Annotated in this window: 21 protein-coding genes and 1 tRNA gene; 2 read left to right on the top strand and 20 right to left on the bottom strand. The window is 50.8% G+C overall.

Annotation, left to right across the window (positions count from 1 at the left end; genetic code table 11):
• Positions 1 to 397: 397 nt before the first annotated feature.
• From C1714_RS02190 to C1714_RS02290, 20 genes are all read right to left on the bottom strand, one after another.
• Positions 398 to 940, bottom strand: coding sequence for an LOG family protein (locus C1714_RS02190; protein WP_102341654.1), 543 nt, complete (start codon positions 938 to 940; stop codon positions 398 to 400).
• A 48-nt stretch (positions 941 to 988) separates the two neighbouring features.
• Positions 989 to 1,762, bottom strand: a complete 774-nt coding sequence (locus tag C1714_RS02195; protein WP_102341655.1) for a TVP38/TMEM64 family protein — start codon at positions 1,760 to 1,762, stop codon at positions 989 to 991.
• A 39-nt stretch (positions 1,763 to 1,801) separates the two neighbouring features.
• Positions 1,802 to 2,254 carry a hypothetical protein gene (locus C1714_RS02200; protein WP_102341656.1) on the bottom strand — a complete coding sequence of 151 codons (453 nt, stop codon included), beginning with the start codon at positions 2,252 to 2,254 and terminating at the stop codon, positions 1,802 to 1,804.
• A 327-nt stretch (positions 2,255 to 2,581) separates the two neighbouring features.
• Positions 2,582 to 2,995 carry an arsenate reductase ArsC gene (locus tag C1714_RS02205; RefSeq protein WP_102341657.1) on the bottom strand — a complete coding sequence of 138 codons (414 nt, stop codon included), beginning with the start codon at positions 2,993 to 2,995 and terminating at the stop codon, positions 2,582 to 2,584.
• A 10-nt stretch (positions 2,996 to 3,005) separates the two neighbouring features.
• A complete protein-coding gene (gene arsB, locus C1714_RS02210; RefSeq protein WP_102341658.1) occupies positions 3,006 to 4,049 on the bottom strand; it encodes an ACR3 family arsenite efflux transporter in 1,044 nt (347 codons plus the stop codon).
• A 4-nt stretch (positions 4,050 to 4,053) separates the two neighbouring features.
• A complete protein-coding gene (locus C1714_RS14535) occupies positions 4,054 to 4,392 on the bottom strand; it encodes an ArsR/SmtB family transcription factor (RefSeq protein ID WP_277662254.1) in 339 nt (112 codons plus the stop codon).
• Positions 4,393 to 4,486: 94 nt separating this feature from the next.
• The gene (locus C1714_RS02220; protein WP_102341659.1) at positions 4,487 to 5,170 is read right to left on the bottom strand and encodes a CBS and ACT domain-containing protein; all 684 of its coding nucleotides are present in this window, start codon (positions 5,168 to 5,170) and stop codon (positions 4,487 to 4,489) included.
• Between the two features lie 3 nt (positions 5,171 to 5,173).
• Positions 5,174 to 5,881: an ABC transporter ATP-binding protein gene (locus C1714_RS02225; protein WP_102341660.1), complete on the bottom strand. Its 708-nt coding sequence runs from the start codon at positions 5,879 to 5,881 to the stop codon at positions 5,174 to 5,176.
• Positions 5,882 to 5,896: 15 nt separating this feature from the next.
• Positions 5,897 to 6,673, bottom strand: coding sequence for an ABC transporter ATP-binding protein (locus tag C1714_RS02230; RefSeq protein WP_102341661.1), 777 nt, complete (start codon positions 6,671 to 6,673; stop codon positions 5,897 to 5,899).
• The gene (locus C1714_RS02235; RefSeq protein WP_102341662.1) at positions 6,663 to 7,730 is read right to left on the bottom strand and encodes a branched-chain amino acid ABC transporter permease; all 1,068 of its coding nucleotides are present in this window, start codon (positions 7,728 to 7,730) and stop codon (positions 6,663 to 6,665) included. The genes C1714_RS02230 and C1714_RS02235 overlap by 11 nt, the downstream gene beginning before the upstream one ends.
• A gap of 13 nt (positions 7,731 to 7,743) precedes the next feature.
• Positions 7,744 to 8,622, bottom strand: a complete 879-nt coding sequence (locus C1714_RS02240) for a branched-chain amino acid ABC transporter permease (protein ID WP_102341663.1) — start codon at positions 8,620 to 8,622, stop codon at positions 7,744 to 7,746.
• A 108-nt stretch (positions 8,623 to 8,730) separates the two neighbouring features.
• On the bottom strand, positions 8,731 to 9,945 hold the full coding sequence (locus C1714_RS02245; RefSeq protein ID WP_102341664.1) for an ABC transporter substrate-binding protein: 1,215 nt from the start codon (positions 9,943 to 9,945) through the stop codon (positions 8,731 to 8,733).
• A 129-nt stretch (positions 9,946 to 10,074) separates the two neighbouring features.
• Entirely contained in the window at positions 10,075 to 10,728 is a 654-nt protein-coding gene (locus tag C1714_RS02250) for a hypothetical protein (RefSeq protein WP_102341665.1), read from the bottom strand.
• A gap of 171 nt (positions 10,729 to 10,899) precedes the next feature.
• Positions 10,900 to 12,009, bottom strand: coding sequence for a M20 metallopeptidase family protein (locus tag C1714_RS02255; protein WP_102341666.1), 1,110 nt, complete (start codon positions 12,007 to 12,009; stop codon positions 10,900 to 10,902).
• 175 nt (positions 12,010 to 12,184) lie between these two features.
• Complete coding sequence (locus C1714_RS02260) at positions 12,185 to 14,026, bottom strand: BspA family leucine-rich repeat surface protein (protein ID WP_135567866.1); 1,842 nt, start codon at positions 14,024 to 14,026, stop codon at positions 12,185 to 12,187.
• A 319-nt stretch (positions 14,027 to 14,345) separates the two neighbouring features.
• Positions 14,346 to 15,851, bottom strand: coding sequence for a glutamate synthase subunit beta (locus tag C1714_RS02270; protein ID WP_102341669.1), 1,506 nt, complete (start codon positions 15,849 to 15,851; stop codon positions 14,346 to 14,348).
• Positions 15,852 to 15,865: 14 nt separating this feature from the next.
• Entirely contained in the window at positions 15,866 to 20,413 is a 4,548-nt protein-coding gene (gene gltB, locus C1714_RS02275) for a glutamate synthase large subunit (RefSeq protein ID WP_102341670.1), read from the bottom strand.
• A gap of 199 nt (positions 20,414 to 20,612) precedes the next feature.
• Complete coding sequence (locus tag C1714_RS02280) at positions 20,613 to 20,957, bottom strand: hypothetical protein (RefSeq protein ID WP_102341671.1); 345 nt, start codon at positions 20,955 to 20,957, stop codon at positions 20,613 to 20,615.
• Between the two features lie 112 nt (positions 20,958 to 21,069).
• Positions 21,070 to 21,145 (bottom strand) — tRNA-Asn (locus C1714_RS02285).
• A 192-nt stretch (positions 21,146 to 21,337) separates the two neighbouring features.
• Positions 21,338 to 21,694, bottom strand: a complete 357-nt coding sequence (locus tag C1714_RS02290) for a DUF1304 domain-containing protein (protein ID WP_102341672.1) — start codon at positions 21,692 to 21,694, stop codon at positions 21,338 to 21,340.
• A 187-nt stretch (positions 21,695 to 21,881) separates the two neighbouring features.
• Here C1714_RS02290 and C1714_RS02295 point away from each other — a divergent pair, with 187 nt between their 5' ends.
• Both C1714_RS02295 and C1714_RS02300 read left to right on the top strand, forming a co-directional pair.
• Positions 21,882 to 22,853, top strand: a complete 972-nt coding sequence (locus C1714_RS02295) for a helix-turn-helix domain-containing protein (protein WP_102341673.1) — start codon at positions 21,882 to 21,884, stop codon at positions 22,851 to 22,853.
• The gene (locus C1714_RS02300) at positions 22,828 to 23,604 is read left to right on the top strand and encodes a hypothetical protein (RefSeq protein ID WP_102341674.1); all 777 of its coding nucleotides are present in this window, start codon (positions 22,828 to 22,830) and stop codon (positions 23,602 to 23,604) included. Before C1714_RS02295 ends, C1714_RS02300 begins: the two co-directional genes overlap by 26 nt.
• Positions 23,605 to 23,680 lie beyond the last annotated feature (76 nt).

The raw sequence follows: 23,680 nt of genomic DNA on the forward strand, positions 1-23,680 counted from the left end.
GCATACCTTCGTGATATACAAATCCACGGCTTCAGCCGTTTCTGTTTCTCCCTGATTGTTTCATCCTGTCTGCAGCCCGAGCCCTGCTTCAGCAGCGCCATCCTCCGGCATCTTCAGATACCGGTTCCGCAGTTTCTTCGAATGCTAATATTTTAACATTTCAAAATGGATCCGAGGCGGTTTTTCTTCCGTTTGCTTGCGATTTTACACTTCAGCGTAACATCCCCGGTCGGAGTGCTGCGCTCACCAAGAATCAGAAAAATCCGATCCCTCACCAGATTGCCAGGAAATGTACTTTGAATCAGGCAGCGCTTATCATCCCGTTTGATATATTCAACTACATTCAGCTACATTTTCTGCACTTGCGCGAATACGTTAGAAATACACCTGCAGTAATCTAACATTCTGATTCCAAAGTGCTAAGAAGTTCATCCATCGAGTCACAGAAGCGAATCATTTCCATGCTCTCCACAGGGAAGAAACCTTCCCGGGCCATATGCTGGTACTGCCTGCGCAGCGAATCATAAAAACCATCAGGGTTATAGATGAGCACATCACCTTTGAAAGTGCCAAGTTTCTTCGCAGATACTGCTTCCGCAAGCTCTTCCAGCGTCCCCGGACCGCCAGGCAGAGTGACCAGGACATCCGCTTTTCCAATGAGCAGTTTCTTTCGCTCATCCATATTTTCAACAACAATCTGCTCATCCAGACCATCATTGTTTGCTACACCGCGGTCCACCAGAAACTGCGGCATAATGCCAATCACATACGCTCCGGCTTCTTTCGCTGCTGAAGAAAGAATTCCCATGGTCCCAACGCTGGCGCCCCCATAGATCAGCGTATGATGATGCTCACCGATCCATGTACCAATCCTCTCAGCATCCGATGCATACTGTTTCTTTGATCCAAATGTCGAGCCAAGAAATACCGTGATGTTCATATCATTTCTCCTAAAAGAAAACTGCAGACATTCGCCGCAGTTAGAGATCTATTCCTTCGCCGATGATACATCGGCGCCTGTGTCTTTTGTTTTTCCCGTCTGACGGCTGCTGATCCAGGAAAGAAATTTGGCGCGATTTTTCGCAACCAGATAAATCAATATCACCTGCAGACCAAACACCGCAACGACAGCCGCAACATTCTTACGGATCAGATAATGTCCCGCGATGCAGTTGAGAAGAATCTGAACAATGCTTCCCGCCGCAACAGCCACTGTAAACGGCTTCAGTGCAATATTGATCTGCGAAGCAAAGTAAGGAATGAAACCGTTAGGGATGCCCGGAATCATATATGCCAATCCCAGCACAAACGCCGGTGAATAGTTATTGATTTTATCAACAAGTGAATTTTTCCGGTTGGTCATTTCCATCAGATCCTTGATAACTCCCGAGAACCTGCGGGCAACCGAAAACACCAGCACATTGCCAAAGATAAAGCCAAGATACGTCATCGCAAAGGCCTTCCACCAGCCATAAATCACGCCGGCAACGACCTGGACCGCAATCCCCGGAATAAAGATACTGATAACCTGCAGAGCGGACATCATAAATACGGAAAACAAACCCGATAGTTCACCTTCCGCATTCAGATAGGCACTGATTTCATTCTCGTCATTATCCTTCAGCAGCGTGAACAGCGTCGAAAGACGCGGCCCAAAAATCTTAACGATGATTAAAACCATCAACGTCACGACGCCGATGAGCAGAAGGATCGCCAGCAGTTTCTCTGCTTTTTTATTCCGTTTTGTTTCCTTTACCGACATAACCTGCTAATTTTCCCTATTATTATGGGAAATGTCAACTTATTTTCGCCGCACGCTTTTGACGGGAAGACCAGCATTTTTCGAAAGATAACGATGCACTTCCTTCATCTGATCCTCGTTGAAGTCAATATAGGCAGGCGCCGCCCCCTTGCTGAATTCAACGCGATGCCCCTCATCATCCACCTTAATGGACTTCAGCTTCTGATACGGATACAGCTTACCGATCATTACAATCCCATCCGGTGAAAGACCCGAGTTCAATCCCCAGTACAGAACTCCCATAATAACCAGCAAAGCTGTCTGAATCACCCGGAAAACGCCTGAATAATTAAAGAGCCCGATCGCCGCAATGCCCCAGAAAATACACGGAATCACCCAGCGCGGTCCAAGTTTCGTAGCCACTTCGATGCGTTTAGAATCTCTGCGCATCTTAAACAGCGTCGCCATCACGATCGCATCCAATACATAAAAAAGCAGATCATTCCAGTTCATAGTATTTACCTGGGAATATTCTAGCAAAGAAACTGCCGCACTTTTCCGTTTCTTCCATAAAACCGCGAGTCTTAACGCTCTTCCTTTACTTTGTCTGCCCAGACTATTTCCCAGGAAATCATTGAGCAGACGCATCATCGCTCCCAGGACATATAAACGCCCGGTCATCTGAAACCAGGCTGGAACCGGAAGCGTCCCTCCCCAATAATACCCAATATGGTCCAGTGTCATCAGCACTCGTGCCAGCACCATTTCCTCTATCAACAACAAAAAAGCCATCCGGGATAATGAGCCTGGACAGCCATTGTTCCTGGAAAGTCACACAGATCAGCGCATAGATTCCGCAAGAATCTGTTCCTTTAACATCACGATCTTTTGTCGAATCTCTTCCATCACCCGCAGATATGCGGCATCGTCTTTTCCCGTAGGATCTTCCAATCCCCAGTCAAACCGCTGCTGGCAGGGCAGCGAAGGACACTGCACGCCGCACCCCATCGTCACCACAATATCGACGCTGCCAATTTCTGCCAGGGGTTTTGTATACTGGCCTTCTTTGATCATATCGATGCCATAGTGCTCCTTCATGAGTCTGGCCGCGGCTGGATCAATCGCTTCTTTGATATTCGTTCCTGCGGAACAGCTTTCCAGCACATCTGCAGCCAAATGTCTTCCCATAGCTTCTGCAATCTGACTTCGGCACGCATTGTGCGTACAAATGAAACCAATCTTCAGTCTGGTCATACACGCATGTTCACCCGGGGAACCAGTTTTTCGTATGTTTCGCGATCTTCACCAGCGTCAACATCACCGGCACCTCTGTTAGTACACCAACCGTCGTTGCCAAAGCTGCAGGGCTTGTTGTCCCAAACAACGCTACTGCAACCGCGACCGCAAGCTCAAAGAAATTCGATGCCCCGATCATTCCTGCCGGAGCCGCGATATCAAACGGAAGCCGGACCAGCTTTGCCATTCCATAAGCCAGAAAGAAAATCAAAAACGTCTGAACAATCAGCGGTACCGCAATCAAAACAATATGCAGCGGATTGGCAAGGATCACCTGCGCCTGTGACGCAAAGATCAGCACCAGCGTCAGCAGAAGTCCAACCGTCGTCGCCCGATCGAAACGGTGCACAAACACCCTGTCCAGATACTCCTTTCCTTTGCGCCGCGTTACGATCACTCTGGTTAAAACACCTGCCGCCAGCGGAATCACAACAAACAGAAACACACTGACAAACAATGTCCCATACGGCACCGAAACATTCGACACTCCCAGAAGGAACTTCACAATCGGAACGAACGCTGCCAGAATAATCAGATCATTCGTCGCCACCTGCACCACCGTATAGGCAGGGTTTCCATCTACCAGCGTACTCCAGACAAATACCATTGCCGTGCATGGCGCCGCCCCAAGCAGCACCGCCCCGGCCAGATACTGTCTGGCAAGATCCGGTGAAATCCAGCGCCCAAACACAACAAACAAAAACAAGTACGCCAGCACGTACATTGAAAACGGTTTGATCAGCCAGTTCACGATCCAGGTCACAAACAATCCCTTCGGGTTCTTTCCAACTTCCCGCACACTCTGAAAATCAACCTTAACCATCATCGGATAGATCATGATCCAGATTAAAATGGCAATCGGAATCGAAATACCATCCACTTCCATCTGCCCAAGCAATTCTGGTACAGCAGGAATAAAATGACCGATCAGAATTCCAGTCCCCATGCAAAGCAATACCCACACCGACAAATAGCGCTGAAAACAGCTGATACCCCCTTGTTGTTTCTGCATAAAATCACTCCCCACACCGGCAGTCCTCTGCCCTCTTGCGGCAGCCATCGCCGCAGTTCAAATGCTCGATATAGTTACGAAACTCCATTAAAGTCTCGCAATCCAGTGAATAGAACGTATTCTTCCACTCTTTGCGGCAATGAACCAGGCCGCATTCCGCCAGAATCTTCATATGATGCGACAGCGTCGGCTGCGTAATCCGAAAATGTTCCAGCAGCCTGCATCCGCACAGCTCACCATTCATCAAAAGTTCCACAATCTGAATCCGGTGCAGATCTCCGAGCGCCCGGCAGATCTCAGCCGCCCGCATCGCATCCATCGTTTCTTTCTGGTCACAGTCCATATCACATAGACGCCTTTCTATGTGATATCTTATTCATCGCATAGACATTCGTCAATGTGACAGTGCAAAAAAAGAAACTGCACAGGGCAGCTCCTTAATGTACCGGATAATGCTGGGTCGATCCGTCTTTCTTGATCTGCAGAATGTCCACAAGCTCAAAGCCCGCATCCTCCAGAACCTTCTGCATCTTCTCAACGGAAACTTCACCGGTCGCCTTGATGACACATTCGACGCCACGCTCTTCATTATGATAGACCGCAATGCCTTCCAGGTTCGCATCCTCATCCGCAAACAGCTTGCAGATCTTGGCAAACTCACCCGGGCGATCCTCAACTTTAATTACGAAGCGGGTCCCTTGAATCGTATAGCCCATCAGATCGACAAAGGCCTTGAAGATATCCTTCTCCGTAATGATGCCGATCACCTTATTGTCTTGATCGACAACAGGAAGCGCCGCGATCTCGTTATTCTCCATCCGCAGCGCCGCCTCTTCCAGAAACTCATCCGGTCCGATCGACACCACATCCCGGATCATGATGTCGGACACCTTTGTGCGATTCAGAAGATAGTTCAGCTCATAGATTGAAAGCGACGTGTTGCGGGCACCGGACGACTCTTCCACAAGCCCGCCCGTAACCAGGCCAATCAGCTTTCCGTCCCCGTCCACAACCGGCAGACGATGGAACTTTCCCTGTCCCATGATTTCGGTTGCCTTTGACAGCGAAACGTCCCCCGTAACAGTCACCGGGTTCTTCGTCATGTGATCCTTAATATACATACATTATCCTCCCAGATATGCCTTCTGCACACGCGGATCCGACGCCAGCTGAGCGCCTGTACCCTCCAGCGTGATTTTTCCTGTTTCCAGAACATAGGCACGGTCCGCAATCGACAATGCCATGCGCGCATTCTGCTCCACCAGAAGCACCGTAACACCCTTCTCCTTATTGATCGTCTCAATAATGTGGAAGATTTCCTTTACAAGCAGCGGTGACAATCCCATCGACGGCTCATCGAGCAGAAGAATTTTCGGCGCCGACATCAGCGCACGCCCCATCGCCAGCATCTGCTGCTCACCGCCCGAAAGCGTACCAGCCGCCTGCGTGTAACGCTCCTTCAGACGCGGAAAGAGATCAAAGACCATTTCCTCATCCTTCTGGATGCCGTCCGCATCCTTACGATGAAAAGCACCGAGCAGAAGGTTTTCATGAACCGTCTGCTCCGCAAAGACGCGTCTGCCTTCCGGAACCTGCGCCAGACCAAGAGAAATAATCTTATCGGGCGCAATCTTTACCAGATCCTTATCATCCAGCTCAATGGAGCCCGAAGCCGGTTTCAAAAGCCCCGAAATTGCATGCATCGTCGTCGTTTTACCGGCGCCATTGGCACCGATCAGCGTAACGATCTCACCATCATCGACATGGAAGGAGATGCCCTTCACGGCTTCGATCATGCCGTAGCGAACAACCAGATTCTCTACCTTCAGCATTTCTCTCTCCCTTCCTTAATCGCCGAGATACGCCTTGATGACGTCCGGATTATTCTGAATATCCGCCGGCGTCCCCTGTGCCAGACGCATTCCAAAGTTCAGCACCGTAATCTTCTCGCAGATGCCCATCACGAGTTTCATATCATGCTCAATGAGCAGAATCGAAATATGGAAATGGTCCCGCACCTCACGGATCATTGCCATCAGCTCTTCCGTCTCCTGCGGATTCATGCCAGCCGCCGGCTCATCCAGCAGAAGAAGCTTAGGCTGCGTCGCCATGGCGCGGGCAATCTCAAGACGCCGCTGCATCCCATAAGGCAGGTTGCCCGCTTCACGGTCCGCCGCCTCATCAAGGTCAAAGATCTCCAGCAGCTCCATTGCCCTTTCATCGAGCAGACGTTCTTCGTTGCGGAATTTTCCGGTACGGAACACGGAATCCAGCATCGAATAGGAAATATGATTGTGCATCCCCGACTTAACATTATCCAGAACCGACATGTTCGAAAACAAACGAATATTCTGGAACGTACGGGCGATCCCGGCCTTGGACACATCAACCGGCGTCATATCTTTCGTATCCACACCGTTCAATAAAATCGTACCACGCGAAGGCTGATAAACCTTCGTCAACATATTGAAGACCGTCGTCTTCCCGGCGCCATTAGGGCCAATGAGACCGTCAATTTCATTGGGATAAATCGTCATATCCAGATTGTTGACAGCTGTCAGACCGCCGAAATCAATACCGAGATTCGTAACCTCAAGAACCGGCTGAACCACTTCATTCGACATGTTCCGCCTCCTTTCTGGACCGAGGCTTCAATGCACGCAGCTTCTCTTTCATCTTCGGATTATTCGAAACGATCATAATCACAATCAGCACAATCGCATAAATAAGCATACGATACGTGGACAGGAAACGCAGCGCCTCCGGCAGCACCACCAGTAACGTTGTCGCAATGATCGTACCGGTCATATTGCCAAGGCCGCCCAGCACCACATAAACCAGAATCAGAATCGAAAGGTTGAAGTCAAACTTGCTCGCGGCAAACGAAGAATAATTCAATGCATACAATGCGCCAGCCGCACCGGCCAGAGCTGCTGAAACAACGAAGGCAAGCGTCTTCGTCCTGGCAACCGGAATGCCGATCGTCTCGGCCGCAATACGATTGTCACGGCACGCTTCAATCGCGCGCCCGCTCTTACTGTAAATAAGGTTGTAGATAACAAGAAGCGCAATCACAATCAACAGAAAGCCAGCCGTAAAGTTGGATACCGTCTTGACACCGGTCGCTCCCATCGGTCCGCTGACGAGCATCTTGCCGCCATCGCCCAGTTGAACCGAATTCGTAATGAAGGAAAAATGAAGGCCGCTGCCATCCACACCGAGATACATATTGTTCAGCAGCGAGACAATGATCTGGTTGAAGGCCAGGGTCACAATCGCCAGATAGTCACCTTCCAGCTTTAATACCGGCACCGAAATCAGCCAGCCAAAGACACCTGCCGCCAGCGTACCCACAAGCATCGAAACAATGAGCACCACGATGCCATTCGCAGATCCGCCAAGGTTCATCATTCCCGAAACTATAACCGCCGTAAAAGCTCCAATCGACATGAAGCCGGCCTGTCCAAGGTTCAGCTCACCAGAGATACCAACATTCATGTTCAATCCCAGCGCCGCAACAATATAGCAGCACACCGGCACCAGCAGGCTCGAATACTTTCGGCCCAGAACACCGGAAGCCGAAAGAATCATCAACACCACATACAGCACGATCACCAGCGCAAAGGAAGCGGTACGATTGCCCTTCTTCCCGGAGAAAAGACCCTTCAAATTGAATTTCATCGTCGCTTCCTCCTTATACCTTGATCCGCTTCTTCTTGCCAAGCAGCCCGTTCGGCTTCAGAAGCAGAATCACAATCAGCACCGCAAAAACGATCGCATCGGAAAGCTGCTGCGAAATATAGGCCTTCGACAGATTTTCAATCACACCCAGCATCAGTCCGCCGACAAAGGCACCCGGAATCGATCCGATCCCGCCAAGGACCGCTGCCGTAAACGCCTTAATGCCAGGCATCGAGCCCATCGTCGGCGAAATAGAAGGATACGTCGACGCCAGCAGCACCGCCGCCACGCCGGCAAGGGCTGAGCCGATCGCAAATGTCAGGGAAATGATGTGATCGGTATTGATCCCCATCAATGTCGCTGCCCCGCGATCCTCGGCAACGGCACGCATCGCCCGCCCCGTCTTGGTGCGGTTAATAAACAGTGTCAGTACAAGCATAATCGCGACGCATACGCAGATCGTGATGAGGCTGACCCAGGTAATGGATACGCCGCCAAGATTCAGCCCGCCTTCTTTGATGAAATTGGCAGGAAAGAATTTGGAATCGGCGCCCCAAAGGATCTGCGCCGCGTTTTCAAGAAAATAAGAAACGCCGATGGCCGTAATCAAAACGGCAAGGCTCGGTGCCTGCCGCAGCGGCCGGTACGCAAGATATTCAATGACAACGCCCAGCACCATGCACAGCACGATCGCCAGAAACGTTGAAATGCCGGCGGATTGTGAAAATGACGTCGCCGCAAAGAATGCGACATAGGCGCCAACCATGATGATGTCACCATGCGCAAAGTTAAGCATTCGGGCAATGCCGTAAACCATGGAATACCCCAACGCAATGAGAGCGTACACGCTTCCCAGACTGAGCCCGCTGATCAGATATGTCAGAAAGGTCATTGTGCTCCTCCTTCCCCTTTCATGCACCAAACGTATTGTAATGCAGAAGAAGGGCCTTCAGCGAAAGTGCTGAAAAGCCCTTCTGTAAAACACTGGAAATCGCTGTACTTACTCTGCGCTTACGTAAGTGCCGTTCTGGATCACAATTGCACGCGGTCCCTTGGACACTTCACCATTTTCGTTCCATGTAATATCGCCAGTACCGGTGATGCCCTGGAACTTCATCGTTGTAAACTGCTTAACAAGAGCGTCGCAGATTGTCGCATTGTCATCATCCGCCGTTACGCCGGAAGCTTCCAGTGCCTGAGCAATCGCATAGACTGCATCATATGCGTCGGCCGCAAACTGGTTCGGAACATCACCAAACTTGTCTTCGTAAGCCTTGACAAATGCCTGCGTCTTTTCGTCCGTGGAATCTGCAGAGAACGGTGTAAGCATGTACAGACCTTCTGCCAGAGATGTATCGAAGTTCTCCTGCGTCAGGATACCATCCATACCATCGCATCCGAAGAATGTCGGCGTATAGCCTGCGGTCTTAGCAGCCTGCAGAATCAGAGAAGCCGGCTGATAGTAAATCGGAAGGAAAACGATGTCGGCGCCAGCGGCCTGTGCCTGCTGTACCTGAACCGAGAAGTCGGGCGCATCCTTTGTGAAGGTTCCCGTATAGACTACATCCAGTCCATCCTTGGCAGCCTGATCAACGAATGTGTTGTAAATGCCGGTGGAATAGTTATCGTCATTACGATAAATGACCGCAACCTTACTGCCGAGATCCGGATGCTCACTCAGATAGTCAGCGGAAGCGACTCCCTGGTTAGGATCGGTGAAGCACATCTGGAACACATTGCCATACGCTGTGCCTGAATCATCAAAGATCACAGCGGTCGAGGAGCCGGACGGTGTAATCGCAAATGTCTGATCCTCTTTATAAAGCGGCGAAACAGCCTGGCCGGCACCGGAAGTTGTCGTAGCCAGCGACACCTGCATGCCCCAGTCTGCCAGCGTGTTGTACGCATTTACAGCCGCCTCAGAATCTGCCTGATCGTCTTCAAACTTGAAATCAAACTGGACAGGACCGCCCTTGGCGTTGATCTCATCAACGGCAATCTGGGCAGCGTTCATAACCGCTGTACCATAAACAGCCGCATTTCCGGAAATCGGGCCGGAACCGCCAAGCTTAAACTTCTTTACTTCCGAAGTGGTAGACGCTGCTGCGTTATCGGATCCTGCTGTTGAAGCCGGGGTTGTCGAGCTTCCGGAACCGCATGCCGCCAGTGCCATGCACATAGCGACAGCCATACCCCCTTTAAATACGTTCTTCATGTTTTCCCTCCTGCTGGTTTTTAGTGAAGATATGCCTATTATACGGTGCCCGCTTTTTGTTTCAACCCGTTTTTTCAAAGTTCCATGAAAGTTTTTTGTAACTAAAGCATTTTCTTTCATTTGTTACATTCAGCCGAGCAGTGAAAGACCGATTGCAATCATCCAGACATAGGCCAGCGTCTTTGGCATCATCAAGGCACCAATCGCCGGATGTTTCTTGGCAAAAAGTGTCACTGGCAGATAGCAGCCGAAGCTGATCGCAATCGCAATGGCCATATGAACGCCATACGCGGTACCGGCAGACAGCTCCAAAGCAATCATCGCAACCCCGACAATCGCAAACGGAATATTCCGGTACAGGGACCAGCGCAGATTCCCCTCATGGTGAAACCAGTTGTTCTGCGGAAAGAAGCAGAGCACGATACGCGCGATACCAAATCCAAATACAACCACAGCAAAAACAGGCGAAGGCCAGCCATACAGCATTCCATAGATCGCATACAGCAGAAAATAAAACACCGTCATAGTCACCGATGATACGGCAAGTCCAAGTCCAAGCTTCCACTCAGTACGTTCATTTTCGCCCTTCAAATAACGTTCCACGCGGGGGACGAGATGAAATGCGTCGCCCGCCCCTAGCAGCAGGGCCAGAATCCCGTACAGGATCAACACTGGCCTGCCCTGCGCTTTAGCAAAAAAGATAATCCCGGCAATCAAATCAAAGGCAAGATATGTAATGTCAAATACCGGTTCGATGATGTTCATTGGTGATTTTTTATTCATAGGTTTTCCCCTTTCCTCCCCAAGCATGCAAATAAAAAGAACCGCCTGGGATGTGAGTGCGGTTCTCTTAAGAAAAAATACGTCTGCACACGATCCGATGTGCTCCATCATCATAACCCAGCGGGCAGATAAAACACAATGAAATCGAAGTGAAAAAAACATTCCTAATTATTAAATCAGTGAGGCAAACATTTGGACAGCGCGTTCCAGCAGATGATCATTGAAATCATACGCCTCGGAGTGGAGGACGGGCCACGTTTCGCCATTTCCGAGATAGAACATCGCGCCGGGGCACTGGTGAAGATAGCTGCCAAAGTCTTCGGAGGCGCGCCAAAGTTCCGGCATAGGAATCGTTGAATAGCCATTCTGCTTTGCGGCAGAAATGACCCGGTTCAGACAGGTTTCATCGTTTCTGGTCTCCGGAAAGAGATCAGAGATGGAAACAGACAGCTTCAGATGCTGTGCGGACGCTAGCTTCTGTGCTTCGCTGCAGAGAGCCTCTTTCAGCCGGTTCATCTCCGCTTCAGCTTCCGCCCGCAGAGTGACAGAGAGCGAGCCGCTTCCGGCCGAGATGCCGAAGTTTCTGCTGCCGGCTTCGATCTGTACGACGGTAGCGAGCAGAAGTCCTTTGCTTTGATCGCGGCATGCTTCTTTCAGAAACAATACGAGGCGTGCAATTGTTTCGGAGGGATTGATTCCCTGTTCAGGATCTGATGCATGGCTCTTCTTTCCGGCAAACGACAGCGTAAGCCCCATCGATGCCGGCTGGGTCAGGCCATGGCGATATACAACAGCTCCTTCCGGATAACCGCCGAGATTATGAAACGCATAGATTTCACGGATCCCCTTTTCCTTCAGAAGGGAGGCGCACATTTCTCCGCCCGTTCCAATTTCTTCCGCGGGCTGGAAAATAAGATACACATCGCGGCAAAGAGGCTTTCCAGTCAGTGCCATCGACAGTCCCGCCAGCGCAGCGCTGTGACCGTCATGGCCGCATTTATGGCTGACGCCAGGCACCGTCGAGGCATAAGGAAGATCCATCGTTTCCGCAATCGGCAGAGCATCCATATCTGCCCTGAAAGCGATCGGAGCCGCCTGCGGATGTTCCGTATGACGGCAGGCATAGAACCAGCCAGGGCAGGGAACCACTTCAAAGTCCGAGTGCTGCTGAACAAAATCCATCAACACCCTGCGTGTACGTTCTTCTTTTCCAGAAAGTTCCGGATGTGCATGCATGTCATGCCGCAAGGCAATCACCTGCGCAAGTTCTTCATCGTTCATATATACCTCAGGAAGCAGTTGTCTCTAAGCTCCCAGTGTCTGCCAAAATTATCGGATATAAGAACTGATTGTCAACACCGTCATTCGCATGCATGCAGCAGGTTAACAGTCCCCTGCAAGCATAAAAACCAGGTCCGCCATTTGATGCACAGACCTGGTATAAGAAATCAAATCCTCAGTTGTTATTTCCCCCGCCAGCACCGGTTGCAGGAATGAATTTCTGTGCCGATGTGATCGGGAAGAAGATACTGCCGTTTGATGTTTTTGAATGTGTGGATGCTGTTGCAGAAGGGGTTGCAGAAGGAGCTGCAGCAGCCTTCCAGCCTGCATAAAGTGTTAACGTAGTCTCTGTGCCGAAATAATCGTCCACTATTTCCTTATCTAATTGATCTCCAAACAATGTGAACTCCCGTGTACATTCAGGATCCAAGTACCATCCGGAGAATATTACTCCCTCATAATTTGCCATATTAGAAAGGTCCGGCTGTGGTATTGGGTTTCCAAACTGCACTGGCATATCGTCTGGAGCGCCACCAGCCTTATGATAATTAATGTCGAACTTAAAAAGATAAGTTTTAGCATCCCAATGGGCATAGAGTGTCGTGTCTCCCTTGCAAACGGTATCAGCTGTCGCTGGAATACCATCGCTTGCGGCTGAAGTAAACCAGCCGGTGAAGTTATGACCTGTAAATGTTGGCACCGGAAGCTCGCCATATGTATTATGGACCATAACAGACTTGCGCTTGCTCTCATCCGGCAGTGTACCACCATTTGAGTCAAAGGTGATGATAGCATCTCTTTGTGCATACCATGTACCCTTCAAGACGCTACTTGTCAGGCCGAGATGGCCAAGCCCGACAGCATCATAAGACTGAGATGCCATTTCGGAGTCACGTCCCCACTTACCATTGGATTTCACACCGGAAACGGTTGTTGAAGGGGTGGGAAATATGTTTTCTGCATCAAAAGAAGTATATTTAAAATTCGAGCCAAAGGTAATGGATTTCAGACCGCTGCAGTTCTCGAACATCCAACCCATCCACTGTGCTTTGGTATTCCAGTTTGAAACATCAATCGTAGTGAGACTCTTGCATCCTTTGAACATTTCAAACATGTCAGTTACATTGCTGGTATTCCATTTTGAAACGTCCAAAGAAGTGAGACTTTCGCAGGAGATGAACATTTGATTCATGTTTGTTACATTGCTGGTATTCCATTTTGTAACGTCCAAAGAAGTGAGGCTTTTGCAGGCGTCGAACATTAGTTTCATGTTTGTTACATTGCTGGTATTCCAGTTTGAAACGTCCAAAGAAGTGAGGCTTTCGCAGTGGTAGAACATACAATACATGTCAGTTACATTGCTGGTCTTCCAGTTTGAAACGTCCAAAGAAGTGAGACTTTCGCAGTAAGAGAACATATCGGACATACTTGTTACCTTGCTTGTATCAAAGTCCTTGGTATCAATGTTCTTGATAGCCTTCATACGATAAAACAACTGATCACTATTTGCATTCAGCATTATCTTATCCGCTTTCGAGTACCAGTAAACTGTTCCGGTTGAACTGTCAAACCATGCAACAATAGAGCCGTTCTGCGATGCGGAAATATCCGCCGTCGTAACGCCAGAAGCAGGTGCCGAAGAACGGGTAAAGGCTTGAATGCTGGTATCATAGCGCCATAAGTCATGAGGATTTGCGTCACTGTTGCCTGCCAGCTTCATGATGGCTACATTGAACGCAATTCCTTGTTCCAATGTCGCCGTGGAAGTTGCAGGTGCTTTAAATACCGGCGCGGAAGAAAGGGAAGCGGATGAATCTGCTGTCGCTTCCGGAGTTGGTTCAGCACTCGCTTCTGGTATTGCTGCCGCTTTGGGAGCAATTGTTTTCTCAGTATCAGCGGAAGATGTTGTTGCTGGCACATCCGTTGTCGCTGTTGGAGTTGCAGACGGATCTGCGGAAGCTTCTGCTGTGGCACCTGGGCTGGCAGGTGTGTCCTTGCTTGTTTCGTCTGTTGTCACTTTACTTTGGTCACTCTGCTGTTCAGTTGGTTCTGCTGTAGGAAGAATTACTGTACCCCCCCCCCCGATGATTCACCGGTATCTTCCGCATGAATCGGACTGGTGCTCAGAGTAAGGATCATTGCAACAGAAAAAAGACTGCAGATCAATTTCTTCATACCCTCTCCTCAATGACTTGATATAATCTTCAATATATTATCGGCCAGAACACATAAATATCAACACATTTCTTATATATGTTCCAATTTGTGTCTGCATGCATGAAAAAATGCAGGCGCTTTTTATGCCTGCACTGTTTCGTGTGATGATTCTCGTATCCTTATGATTCAACCAGCTCCGAATATCCCATCAGATACCGGTCCACCTCCTGTGCACACTGACGGCCCTCTGTAATCGCCCACACAACAAGGGATGAGCCCCGGTGCATATCACCTGCCGTGAATATTCCACGTTCACTGGCAGCGTAATGATCAAGCTCCGTCTCGATGCGGCCGCGGTTTGTGACACTGACGCCGAACGCGTCACTCACATAGCTCTCGCAGCCTGTGAATCCTGCCGCAATCAGAAGAAGCTCACACGGAAGAACCTCTTCACTGCCTTCTTCCTCGACCATCTTCCCATCCTTGAAACGGACTCTGACGGTCTCGATCTCGGCGATATTTCCCTTCGCATCCGTATGCACTTCCTTGACCGTCGTCGAATAGACACGCGGATCCTTCCCAAACACATGGATCGCTTCCTGGTGCCCATAGTCAACCTTCAGCACCTTCGGCCACTCGGGCCACGGATTGTTTTCTGCCCGCTCCTTCGGCGGCTGCGGCATCATCTCCAGCGCCGTCACGGACGCACAGCCATGACGGATACAGGTGCCGATACAGTCATTGCCCGTATCGCCGCCGCCCACAACGACGACATTCTTTCCTTTCGCCGAGATGTAGCCGCCGGCCTCCTCCAGATCCTTTATGCCATGTCCCTTTGCCTTTGCAAGCGCACGCGTCGTCGAGCCAAGAAAATCGACCGCATAATAGACGCCGCCGATCTTCTGCGGATCCACGCCCGGCAGCGTCCTTGCTCTTCTTGCTCCGCAGGCCAGCACGATCGCATCATATTCCTTCTTCAACAGTTCCGGGGTCACATCACCGTCTTTGCCAATGTTCGTATTGCACCGGAAGACAACGCCCTCCGCCTCCATCAGCTTCTGCCGCCGGTCAATCACACGCTTATCCAGCTTCATGTTTGGAATCCCAAAGCGTAACAATCCGCCAACCGCCTCATCGCGCTCAAACACCGTCACCTGATGTCCCCGGTGATTTAACGTATCCGCCACCGCAAGACCACTGGGACCGCTGCCGATCACAGCCACCCTTCTTCCTGATCGCACCCTTGGAACACGCGGCTTCACCGTACCGTTGACGAATGCCGTCTCAATCAGAAACAGCTCATTATCGTGAATTGTTACCGGATCCGAATCCTCCCCGTTGATGCACGCCTTCTCGCACAGCGCCGGACAAACTCTGCCCGTAAACTCCGGAAAATTACTCGTCTTCGCCAGCCGCGCATAACCATGATCAAAGTGGCCGCGATAGATCTGATCATTCCACTCCGGAACCAGGTTGTGCAGCGGACAGCCCGTCACCATCCCGTTCAGCACCATTGCCGACTGACAGAACGGAACCCCGCAGTTCATACACCGCGCACCCTGCTTCTGACGCTCCACCACATTCAGCGGGCGATGAAACTCCTCATAGTTGCAGATCCGTTCCTCGATCGGAACATCAGCGTTATCCATGCGCACGTATTCCAGAAAACCCGTCGCCTTGCCCATATCCATCGTCCTCCTTACGCCTTCGTCACTTCCCGGAACGCTTCCAGAACCGCATTGTCATGCGAAATGCCCTGTTCCTCGAAGCGGCTGATCGCCACCAGCATCCGCTGGTAGTCATGCGGAACGATCTTCTTGAAGTGCGGCAGATAGCTGTCGAAATCCTTCAAAACCTTATTGGCAAGCATGGAACCCGTCGCCGCCGCATAATTCTCCAGGATCTCCTTCAGCTCCGCAATATCGTACTTCTCCTTCACCTCTTCAAGATCCGCCATATCCTTATTCATCCGCAGATACAGCGTATGGTCCAGATCCAGCACATAGGCAATGCCACCCGACATGCCGGCCGCAAAGTTCTTGCCCGTCGGCCCCAGAATCACCGCCCGGCCGCCGGTCATATACTCCAGCCCATGGTCGCCGCATCCTTCCGCAACCGCAACCGCACCGGAATTTCTTACACAGAACCGCTCCCCGGCCACACCGCACACATAGGCCGTACCGCTGGTGGCACCATAGAGCGCAACGTTGCCGATGATGATGTTCTGATCCGCCGCAAACTTCGCCTCCTTCGGCGGCACAACAATCAACCGCCCACCGGACAGCCCCTTGCCGAAGCCATCATTGGCATCCCCGGTCAGCTTCAGCGTCAGACCTTTCGGAATGAAGGCACCGAACGACTGACCGCCGCCGCCCTCGCATTCCACCGTAAATGTATTGTCAGGAAGACTATTGCCAAAGCGACGCGTAATCTCCGACCCCAGAATCGTACCGAACGCACGGTCCGTCGAACTGACGGAAAGCGAAACCTTTGCCGGCTTCACCTTCTCCTTCTTCGCATTCAACTGCTTCTCAAACGCCGGCAGAAGCACCGACTCATCCAGCGTCTTCTCCAGATGGAAGTCATACACATGCGCCGCATCAAAATGCGAATGTTCCGCATGCGCATATTGCGTATTCAAAATCTGTGACAGATCCACCTTCTTTGCCCTTGCCGGCAGATCGCTGCGCATCTTCAGACAGTCGGTTCTTCCGATCATCTCCTCCACCGTACGGAAGCCGAGCTGCGCCATGATTTCCCGCAGTTCTCGCGCCGTAAACATCATGAAGTTGATCACATCCTCCGGCCGGCCGCGGAACCGCTTGCGCAGCGTCTCATCCTGCGTCGCAATGCCCGCCGGACACGTATCCTTCGAGCAAACGCGCATCATCATACAGCCAAGACATACCAGCGCCGCCGTACCGAAACCGTACTCATCCGCACCAAGCAATGCGGCCACCGCCACATCACGGCCCGTCATCAGCTTGCCATCCGTCTCCAGACATACACGCTGCCGCAGACCGTTGGCGATCAGACTCTGGTGCGCCTCCGCAATGCCCAGCTCCCATGGCATGCCCGCATGATGAATGGACGAGCCCGGTGCCGCCCCCGTACCGCCATCGTAACCCGAGATCAGAATCACCTGCGCACCCGCCTTGGCGACACCGCTGGCAATCGTACCGACACCAGCCTCCGAAACGAGCTTCACATTGATCCGCGCATCGCGGTTCGCATTTTTCAAATCATAGATCAGCTGCGCCAGATCCTCGATCGAATAAATATCATGATGCGGCGGCGGTGAAATCAAAGACACGCCCGGCGTCGAATAACGCGTAGCCGCAACCCATGGATACACTTTCTTTCCCGGCAGATTGCCGCCCTCACCGGGCTTGGCCCCCTGCGCCATCTTGATCTGAATCTCACTGGCACTGTTTAAATACGCCGACGTCACCCCGAAGCGGCCCGAAGCCACCTGCTTGATCGCCGAATTGCGCTCCGTACCATAGCGGGCCGGATCCTCGCCGCCTTCACCTGTATCCGACTTTCCGCCAATGCGATTCATGGCAATGGCAAGCGTCTCATGCGCTTCCCTGGAAAGGGCGCCGAACGACATTGCCGCAACCTTGAAGCGCCGCACGATCGATTCTTCGCTCTCCACTTCTTCCAGAGGAACCGGATCCTGCTGAGGATTGAACTCCATCAGGGACCTCAGCGTAAACTGACGCTTCGGATCCTCAACCTGATCCGCATACGCACGGTACAGCGCGTAGTCATTGCGGCGCACCGCCTGCTGCAGCGTCACAATCGTCTGCGGCCTGTAAAGGTGGTCTTCCTTGTCACGCCCGCTGCGAAGTTCATGGAAACCAACACTGTCCAGCGTCGTATCCACATCGAGACCCAGCGGATCAAAGGCATGATCATGGCGGCTCGACACATCGGCTTCGATTTCGCTGATCCCGATGCCGCCAACGCGGCTGACCGTTCCCGTAAAGTAATGATCAATCAGTTCCTGACTCAGGCCGATCGCCTCGAAGATATGCGCCGACTGGTAGGACTGCAGCGTCGAAATGCCCATCTTCGAGGCCGTCTTTACGACGCCGCTGAGCAGGGCTCTGTCATAGTCTTCGACAGCGGTATGCGGATCCTTGTCCAACAGGCCAAGATCAATCAGCTCCTCGATGCACTCATGGGCAAGATAGGGATTGATGGCACGGGCACCGAAGCCAAGCAGCGCCGCCGCCTGATGCACGTCCCGCGGCTCACCGGACTCAAGGATCAGTGAAACCGCCGTACGCTTCCGGGTACGCACCAGATGCTGCTCAACGGAAGAAACCGCCAGCAACGAAGGAATCGGCACATGGTTCTCATCCACCCCGCGATCCGAAAGAATGATGATGTTCTTGCCGGCCGCCGCAGCCCGGTCCACTGAAATGTTGAGCTGCTCCAGCGCCCTGGCCAGCGACGTATTCTTGTAATACAGCAGCGAAATAACTTCACTGTGGAAGCCCGGCTGATCCAGGTTCTTGATCTTGAGAATGTCGACGCCGCTCAAAATCGGGTTGTTTACCTCGAGCACCGTGCAGTTGTCGCCCTTTTCCTGCAGAAGGTCACCATCGGAGCCGATGTATACCGTCGTATCGGTCACGATCTTCTCACGCAGCGAATCGATCGGCGGATTGGTAACCTGCGCAAACTGCTGCTTGAAATAGTTAAAGAGACTCTGTGAATGCCGCGACTCCACCGCCAGCGGCACATCGTGTCCCATCGACATCGTCGGTTCACTGCCGCTTTCAGCCATCGGCAGAATCTCATCCATCACATCTTCATAGGAATAGCCGAATACCTTGTACAGCTTGTCCCGTACCGGCTGGCTGTGGGACTCTACCTTCCGGTTGGGAATCTTCAGCTGCTCCAGATGCAGCAGGGACCGGTCCAGCCACTCACCATAGGGCTGCCGGTGCGCATACGCCTGCTTGCATTCGGCATCGGAAATGATCCGCTTCTTCTGCGTATCGGCCAGCAGAATGCGGCCCGGCTCCAGCCGCGCCTTCTTCACGATATGCTGCGGCGGAATGTCGAGGACTCCTACCTCCGACGCAAGAATCAGACGATTATCATCCGTAATGTAGTAGCGGCTCGGGCGCAGGCCGTTGCGGTCCAGCGTCGCCCCGACCACATCGCCATCGGAAAACAGGACGGCTGCCGGCCCGTCCCACGGTTCCATCATCGTTGCATAGTAATGGTAGAAATCTTTGCGGTCCTGAGACATGAAGCGGTTGTGCTTCCACGGCTCCGGAATGAGTACCATCATCGCCAGCGCCAGATCCATGCCGTTCATGTACAGAAATTCCAGCGTATTGTCAAGAATCGCCGAATCGGATCCGCTGCGGCTGATGACCGGGAAAATCTTGTCGATGTCCTTCTCCATCAGCGGCGACGTCATCGTCTCTTCACGGGCAAGCATACGGTCAATATTGCCGCGGATCGTGTTGATCTCACCGTTATGGGCGATCATCCGGTACGGATGCGCACGCTGCCAGGACGGTGTCGTGTTGGTGGAGAAACGCGAATGAACGATTGCGATCGCCGTCTCATAGTCCGGATCCTGCAGATCGTCATAGAAGCGCCGCAGCTGATTCACCAGGAACATGCCTTTATACACAACCGTCCGCGAAGACAGGGAACAGATATAGGTATCATCCGACGACTGTTCAAATTCTCGCCGCACCACATAAAGACGCCGGTCAAAGTCGATGCCCCGTGCCACATTGGCCGGGCGCTCAATGAAACACTGCATAATGTACGGCATGCAGACGCGGGCAGGTTCGCCAAGAATTTCCGGATGCACCGGAACATTTCGCCAGCCAAGAAATTTCAGCCCGTTCTTCTGCGTAATGACTTCGAGCATCCGCATCGCAAAACGCCGCTTAAGGCTGTCCTGCGGCAGGAAAAACATGCCGATGCCGTAATCACGCGGCCCGCCGACCGTAATGCCGGCTTCCGACGCCGCTTTGCTGAAGAATTTATGTCCGATCTGCAGCAGGATGCCGACACCGTCACCGACCTTGCTCGTCGCATCCTTGCCTGCCCGGTGCTCAAGTTTCTCGACGATGTGCAGCGCATCATCCAGTACGCCATAGTCCGGATGTCCGTCAATATTTACAATCGTCCCGATTCCGCAGGAATCCTTCTCATTCTGAAGTCCCGCATACAGACTTCGGTAATCGGTTTCTTTTCTGTTCCCCATGTGCTGTCCTCCTGCCGAATAATGTAAAGATGTTTTTCATTCTAGCATCCGGCGACCGGATTTCTGCGGCAGTGCATCTATTGTTTCAAAGAAGATGTAAATATTTCTGAAATAACACACCGTACTTGTTTCATATCCTTATAAAAATAGGCCGGATGAGTGTCGCTCATCGGGCCTTCCTGATCTTTTCTAAATCCCGTCACTTTTCTACCGCATACCGCAGCCAGACACCTTCATCTTCATACCGTATGACGGACAGCAGTTTCCCGTTTGTATCGGTCACAATGTCGTAGCCTTCGGATACGCATTTTCTGGAGAAACCTTCCCGGCAGCGAATCTCCGGATGGGTGGGTGTAAATTTCCTGGGCTCTGCCATCTCCAACTGTGCCGTTACGCGTCCGCTCAGTGTCGTTGGTACGTTCAGTTCTTCCATCAGAGAATAATATTCATTGGCGCCATGGATCTGTCCCATCATGGCGCAATCGATACGTCCGTCGATGGACATCATCATGTGGCATATGATATATGGTTTTTTCATCGTCATTGTTTTTCCTCCTTTATCAATTTCAGTTTATCCAATCAGGTCACAGCGAAAAAATGCCTGAAACAAATATCCTCCGATACAGAAAGAGAATATCAGTTTCAGGCATAAAAAATGGCGCCTCAAACAGGGCTCGAACCTGTGACCTAGCGGTTAACAGCCGCTCGCTCTGCCGACTGAGCTATTGAGGCGTGCTCAAATAATATACCATCGTCCCCGTGGACGGTCAACGCGGATTTTGAAATTTTAAGCCCTACGCGTGACGATTTTTCAGTTCATAAATGAAAATGGAAGAAAATCATTCCCGCCAATGAACGTCGAACATCCACCCGGCGCCCATTTTCGGATCATGAATATTCCTTCCTGTAAAATATTGTTTCTTCTCAGAAGATACAGGACAACAGCGTCAGGATCGCCAGTCCGCCCTGCATCAGAATGATCTTCGGATTGCTTGTGACACTTCCATAAGCAGCGACCGCAACGATATATGCCATCAGGCACACAACGGCAGCCTTGCTGGAAAAAGCAAAAACCGCAAGCAGAATCAACACCGAAAGCAGCCCATTGTACACACCCTGATTCTTGAACAGAACGTTGACACTCTTCTGACTGAGCTCTTCTTTCGTCATGCCAAATACCTTTGATGTCTTTTCGGAAGTCGTCGCCACCGTCTCAAGATAAAAAATATAGAGAAACTCAATCGCCACCAGTACAGAAATAATCTTCGTTACGATATTCATATCATTCCCCCTACCGCCATGCTATGTAAAGCAATTGAGATTATATGCCCCAGCATAAAGCATTGGAAGCAATGTGACCTTGCGAAGCAAAAGGAATAAACCAGTTCCCTCTATGAAACCATGCTTTTTATATCAGATAATATCTTATGTTAAGATATAAATAATATGTTTAGATAAGGAAGCAAGTATGAATACAATGGAAAACACTATAGCAAACCTGCTGCACGTTCCGGTCCGCGAACAGCAATTCAACAAGGAATTAATTCCGCTAGCTTTCACGGGCATTTATGACATCAGGTCTTTTATGGTTGAAGATCAAATAATTTTTTTGGTTCACCCCAGGGAACACGTTCCTCTTCCGGATATAAAAAAGCATATGGCAAAGCTTCGAACTATCCTTGGAAAAAACTGCATTTTATACGGCGACGGTTATACACAGTATGGTATTTCCAGGCTGATTGAGATGGGGGTGCCCTTTATTTTCGGGGATAATAATATTTACCTTCCAAACCTTGGAATCCGTATTCATGCAAAGAGCGATACCCGCCTTCCGAACATCGAAAAATTTTCTCCATTCACCCAGAAGCTGATTCTAACGGCTTTGTACCAACAGTGGACCAATATCTCAGGTAAGGAAATATCTGAGCAAATGAAGGCTTCACGCATGACTGTCAACAGAGCTCTGATTGAGCTGGAAGCATTGAATCTGCCGCTGACGGAAATCCGCGGAAAATCCAGATATTTCCGAAACAGATTCAGCAGTGCCGGGCTACTGGAAACATGCAAAGCGTATTTTATCAATCCGGTCAAAAAAACATATCGCATGATGGCAATACCGAAATCAGTCCATGTAAAAAGCAGCACCTCAGCTCTGGCTGAATATTCCATGCTCAACGACGGCCCGATTCCAGTCTATGCTGTAACTCAGGAACAATACCGAAATCTGGAGATTCAGGACAAGGATATCGCACGGCGCGAAGATACCCCATCCTGCCTGCTCCAGATCCATAAATATCTGATCGCAAATAACGGTGTTATCGATCCAATCAGTGCAGTTCTTTCCATACCGGATGAGGAGCGGGACGATGCGAGAGTAGAGCAGGCAATCAATATAATCCAGGAGGAGGTTATGAATGGTATACGGATTGGAAAAGTTTAGAGAGTACTTTTCAAAGTATTCTGACCAGTATGTGCTGATCGGCGGAGCTGCCTGTGATTTGATTATGGAAAACTATGCAAGGCCTTTTCGCGCAACCAGAGACCTTGATCTGGTCCTGCTTGTCGAAGCATTAACACCTGACTTCGGGCAGACATTCTGGCAGTTTATTGAAGACGGGAAATATCGCAATAAAAGTATCAGCTCACAAAATCCACATCTTTTCCGGTTTGATAAACCGGAAATTTCCGGATATCCGTATATGCTGGAACTGTTCTCGAGGAGCGCTTTTGATCTGCGCATGCCTGATTCCAGTCTAACGCCGCTGCATTTTGATGATAGCATCTCCAGTTTATCTGCCATCCTGCTCAATGATGCATATTACGCGATGTTGATGAACGGCAGAGTAGAGATTGATGGAGTACGCATCCTGGCACCTGCGTATCTCATCCCATTTAAAGCAAAGGCCTGGCTGGATTTGACCAGTCACAAGCGAAGCGGATTCCACGTCGACGAAAAAGATATCAAAAAGCACAAAAATGATATAGTACGGCTTTCATCTGTTCTAAGCGGAAATGATACAGTTCAAATCCCAAGAGAGGTAATGGAAGACATGTCTGATTTTATTCGGGAATATGAACAGGCACCAGCAGACCTTAAGTCTCTAAAGATTCATGGAATCACAAATCAGCAGATTATCGACAGGTTGAAGAAAATCTATTGTCAATTCCCCGATCCGCCGCTGCAGCAATAATCAAGTCGAGCATCGTCCTTCCCTCATATACCAGGCACAACCGCCCGTTACCGCATGGAGCCGCAGGATACGGACA

This window comes from Galactobacillus timonensis (genome assembly GCF_900240265.1).
Classification (GTDB): Bacteria; Bacillota_I; Bacilli_A; order Erysipelotrichales; family Erysipelotrichaceae; genus Bulleidia; species Bulleidia timonensis.

Excerpts from the sequence above, each read along its gene's own strand:
- C1714_RS02245 (WP_102341664.1), bottom strand. The coding sequence starts at position 9,945 with ATGAAGAACGTATTTAAAGGGGGTATGGCTGTCGCTATGTGCATGGCA.
- C1714_RS02250 (WP_102341665.1), bottom strand. The coding sequence starts at position 10,728 with ATGAATAAAAAATCACCAATGAACATCATCGAACCGGTATTTGACATT.
- C1714_RS02290 (WP_102341672.1), bottom strand. The coding sequence starts at position 21,694 with ATGAATATCGTAACGAAGATTATTTCTGTACTGGTGGCGATTGAGTTT.
- C1714_RS02300 (WP_102341674.1), top strand. The coding sequence starts at position 22,828 with ATGGTATACGGATTGGAAAAGTTTAGAGAGTACTTTTCAAAGTATTCT.
- C1714_RS02295 (WP_102341673.1), top strand. The coding sequence starts at position 21,882 with ATGAATACAATGGAAAACACTATAGCAAACCTGCTGCACGTTCCGGTC.
- C1714_RS02255 (WP_102341666.1), bottom strand. The coding sequence starts at position 12,009 with ATGAACGATGAAGAACTTGCGCAGGTGATTGCCTTGCGGCATGACATG.
- C1714_RS02280 (WP_102341671.1), bottom strand. The coding sequence starts at position 20,957 with ATGACGATGAAAAAACCATATATCATATGCCACATGATGATGTCCATC.
- C1714_RS02225 (WP_102341660.1), bottom strand. The coding sequence starts at position 5,881 with ATGCTGAAGGTAGAGAATCTGGTTGTTCGCTACGGCATGATCGAAGCC.
- C1714_RS02190 (WP_102341654.1), bottom strand. The coding sequence starts at position 940 with ATGAACATCACGGTATTTCTTGGCTCGACATTTGGATCAAAGAAACAG.
- gltB (WP_102341670.1), bottom strand. The coding sequence starts at position 20,413 with ATGGGGAACAGAAAAGAAACCGATTACCGAAGTCTGTATGCGGGACTT.
- arsB (WP_102341658.1), bottom strand. The coding sequence starts at position 4,049 with ATGCAGAAACAACAAGGGGGTATCAGCTGTTTTCAGCGCTATTTGTCG.
- C1714_RS02205 (WP_102341657.1), bottom strand. The coding sequence starts at position 2,995 with ATGACCAGACTGAAGATTGGTTTCATTTGTACGCACAATGCGTGCCGA.
- C1714_RS14535 (WP_277662254.1), bottom strand. The coding sequence starts at position 4,392 with ATGGACTGTGACCAGAAAGAAACGATGGATGCGATGCGGGCGGCTGAG.
- C1714_RS02200 (WP_102341656.1), bottom strand. The coding sequence starts at position 2,254 with ATGAACTGGAATGATCTGCTTTTTTATGTATTGGATGCGATCGTGATG.
- C1714_RS02230 (WP_102341661.1), bottom strand. The coding sequence starts at position 6,673 with ATGTCGAATGAAGTGGTTCAGCCGGTTCTTGAGGTTACGAATCTCGGT.
- C1714_RS02195 (WP_102341655.1), bottom strand. The coding sequence starts at position 1,762 with ATGTCGGTAAAGGAAACAAAACGGAATAAAAAAGCAGAGAAACTGCTG.
- C1714_RS02240 (WP_102341663.1), bottom strand. The coding sequence starts at position 8,622 with ATGACCTTTCTGACATATCTGATCAGCGGGCTCAGTCTGGGAAGCGTG.
- C1714_RS02235 (WP_102341662.1), bottom strand. The coding sequence starts at position 7,730 with ATGAAATTCAATTTGAAGGGTCTTTTCTCCGGGAAGAAGGGCAATCGT.
- C1714_RS02220 (WP_102341659.1), bottom strand. The coding sequence starts at position 5,170 with ATGTATATTAAGGATCACATGACGAAGAACCCGGTGACTGTTACGGGG.
- C1714_RS02270 (WP_102341669.1), bottom strand. The coding sequence starts at position 15,851 with ATGGGCAAGGCGACGGGTTTTCTGGAATACGTGCGCATGGATAACGCT.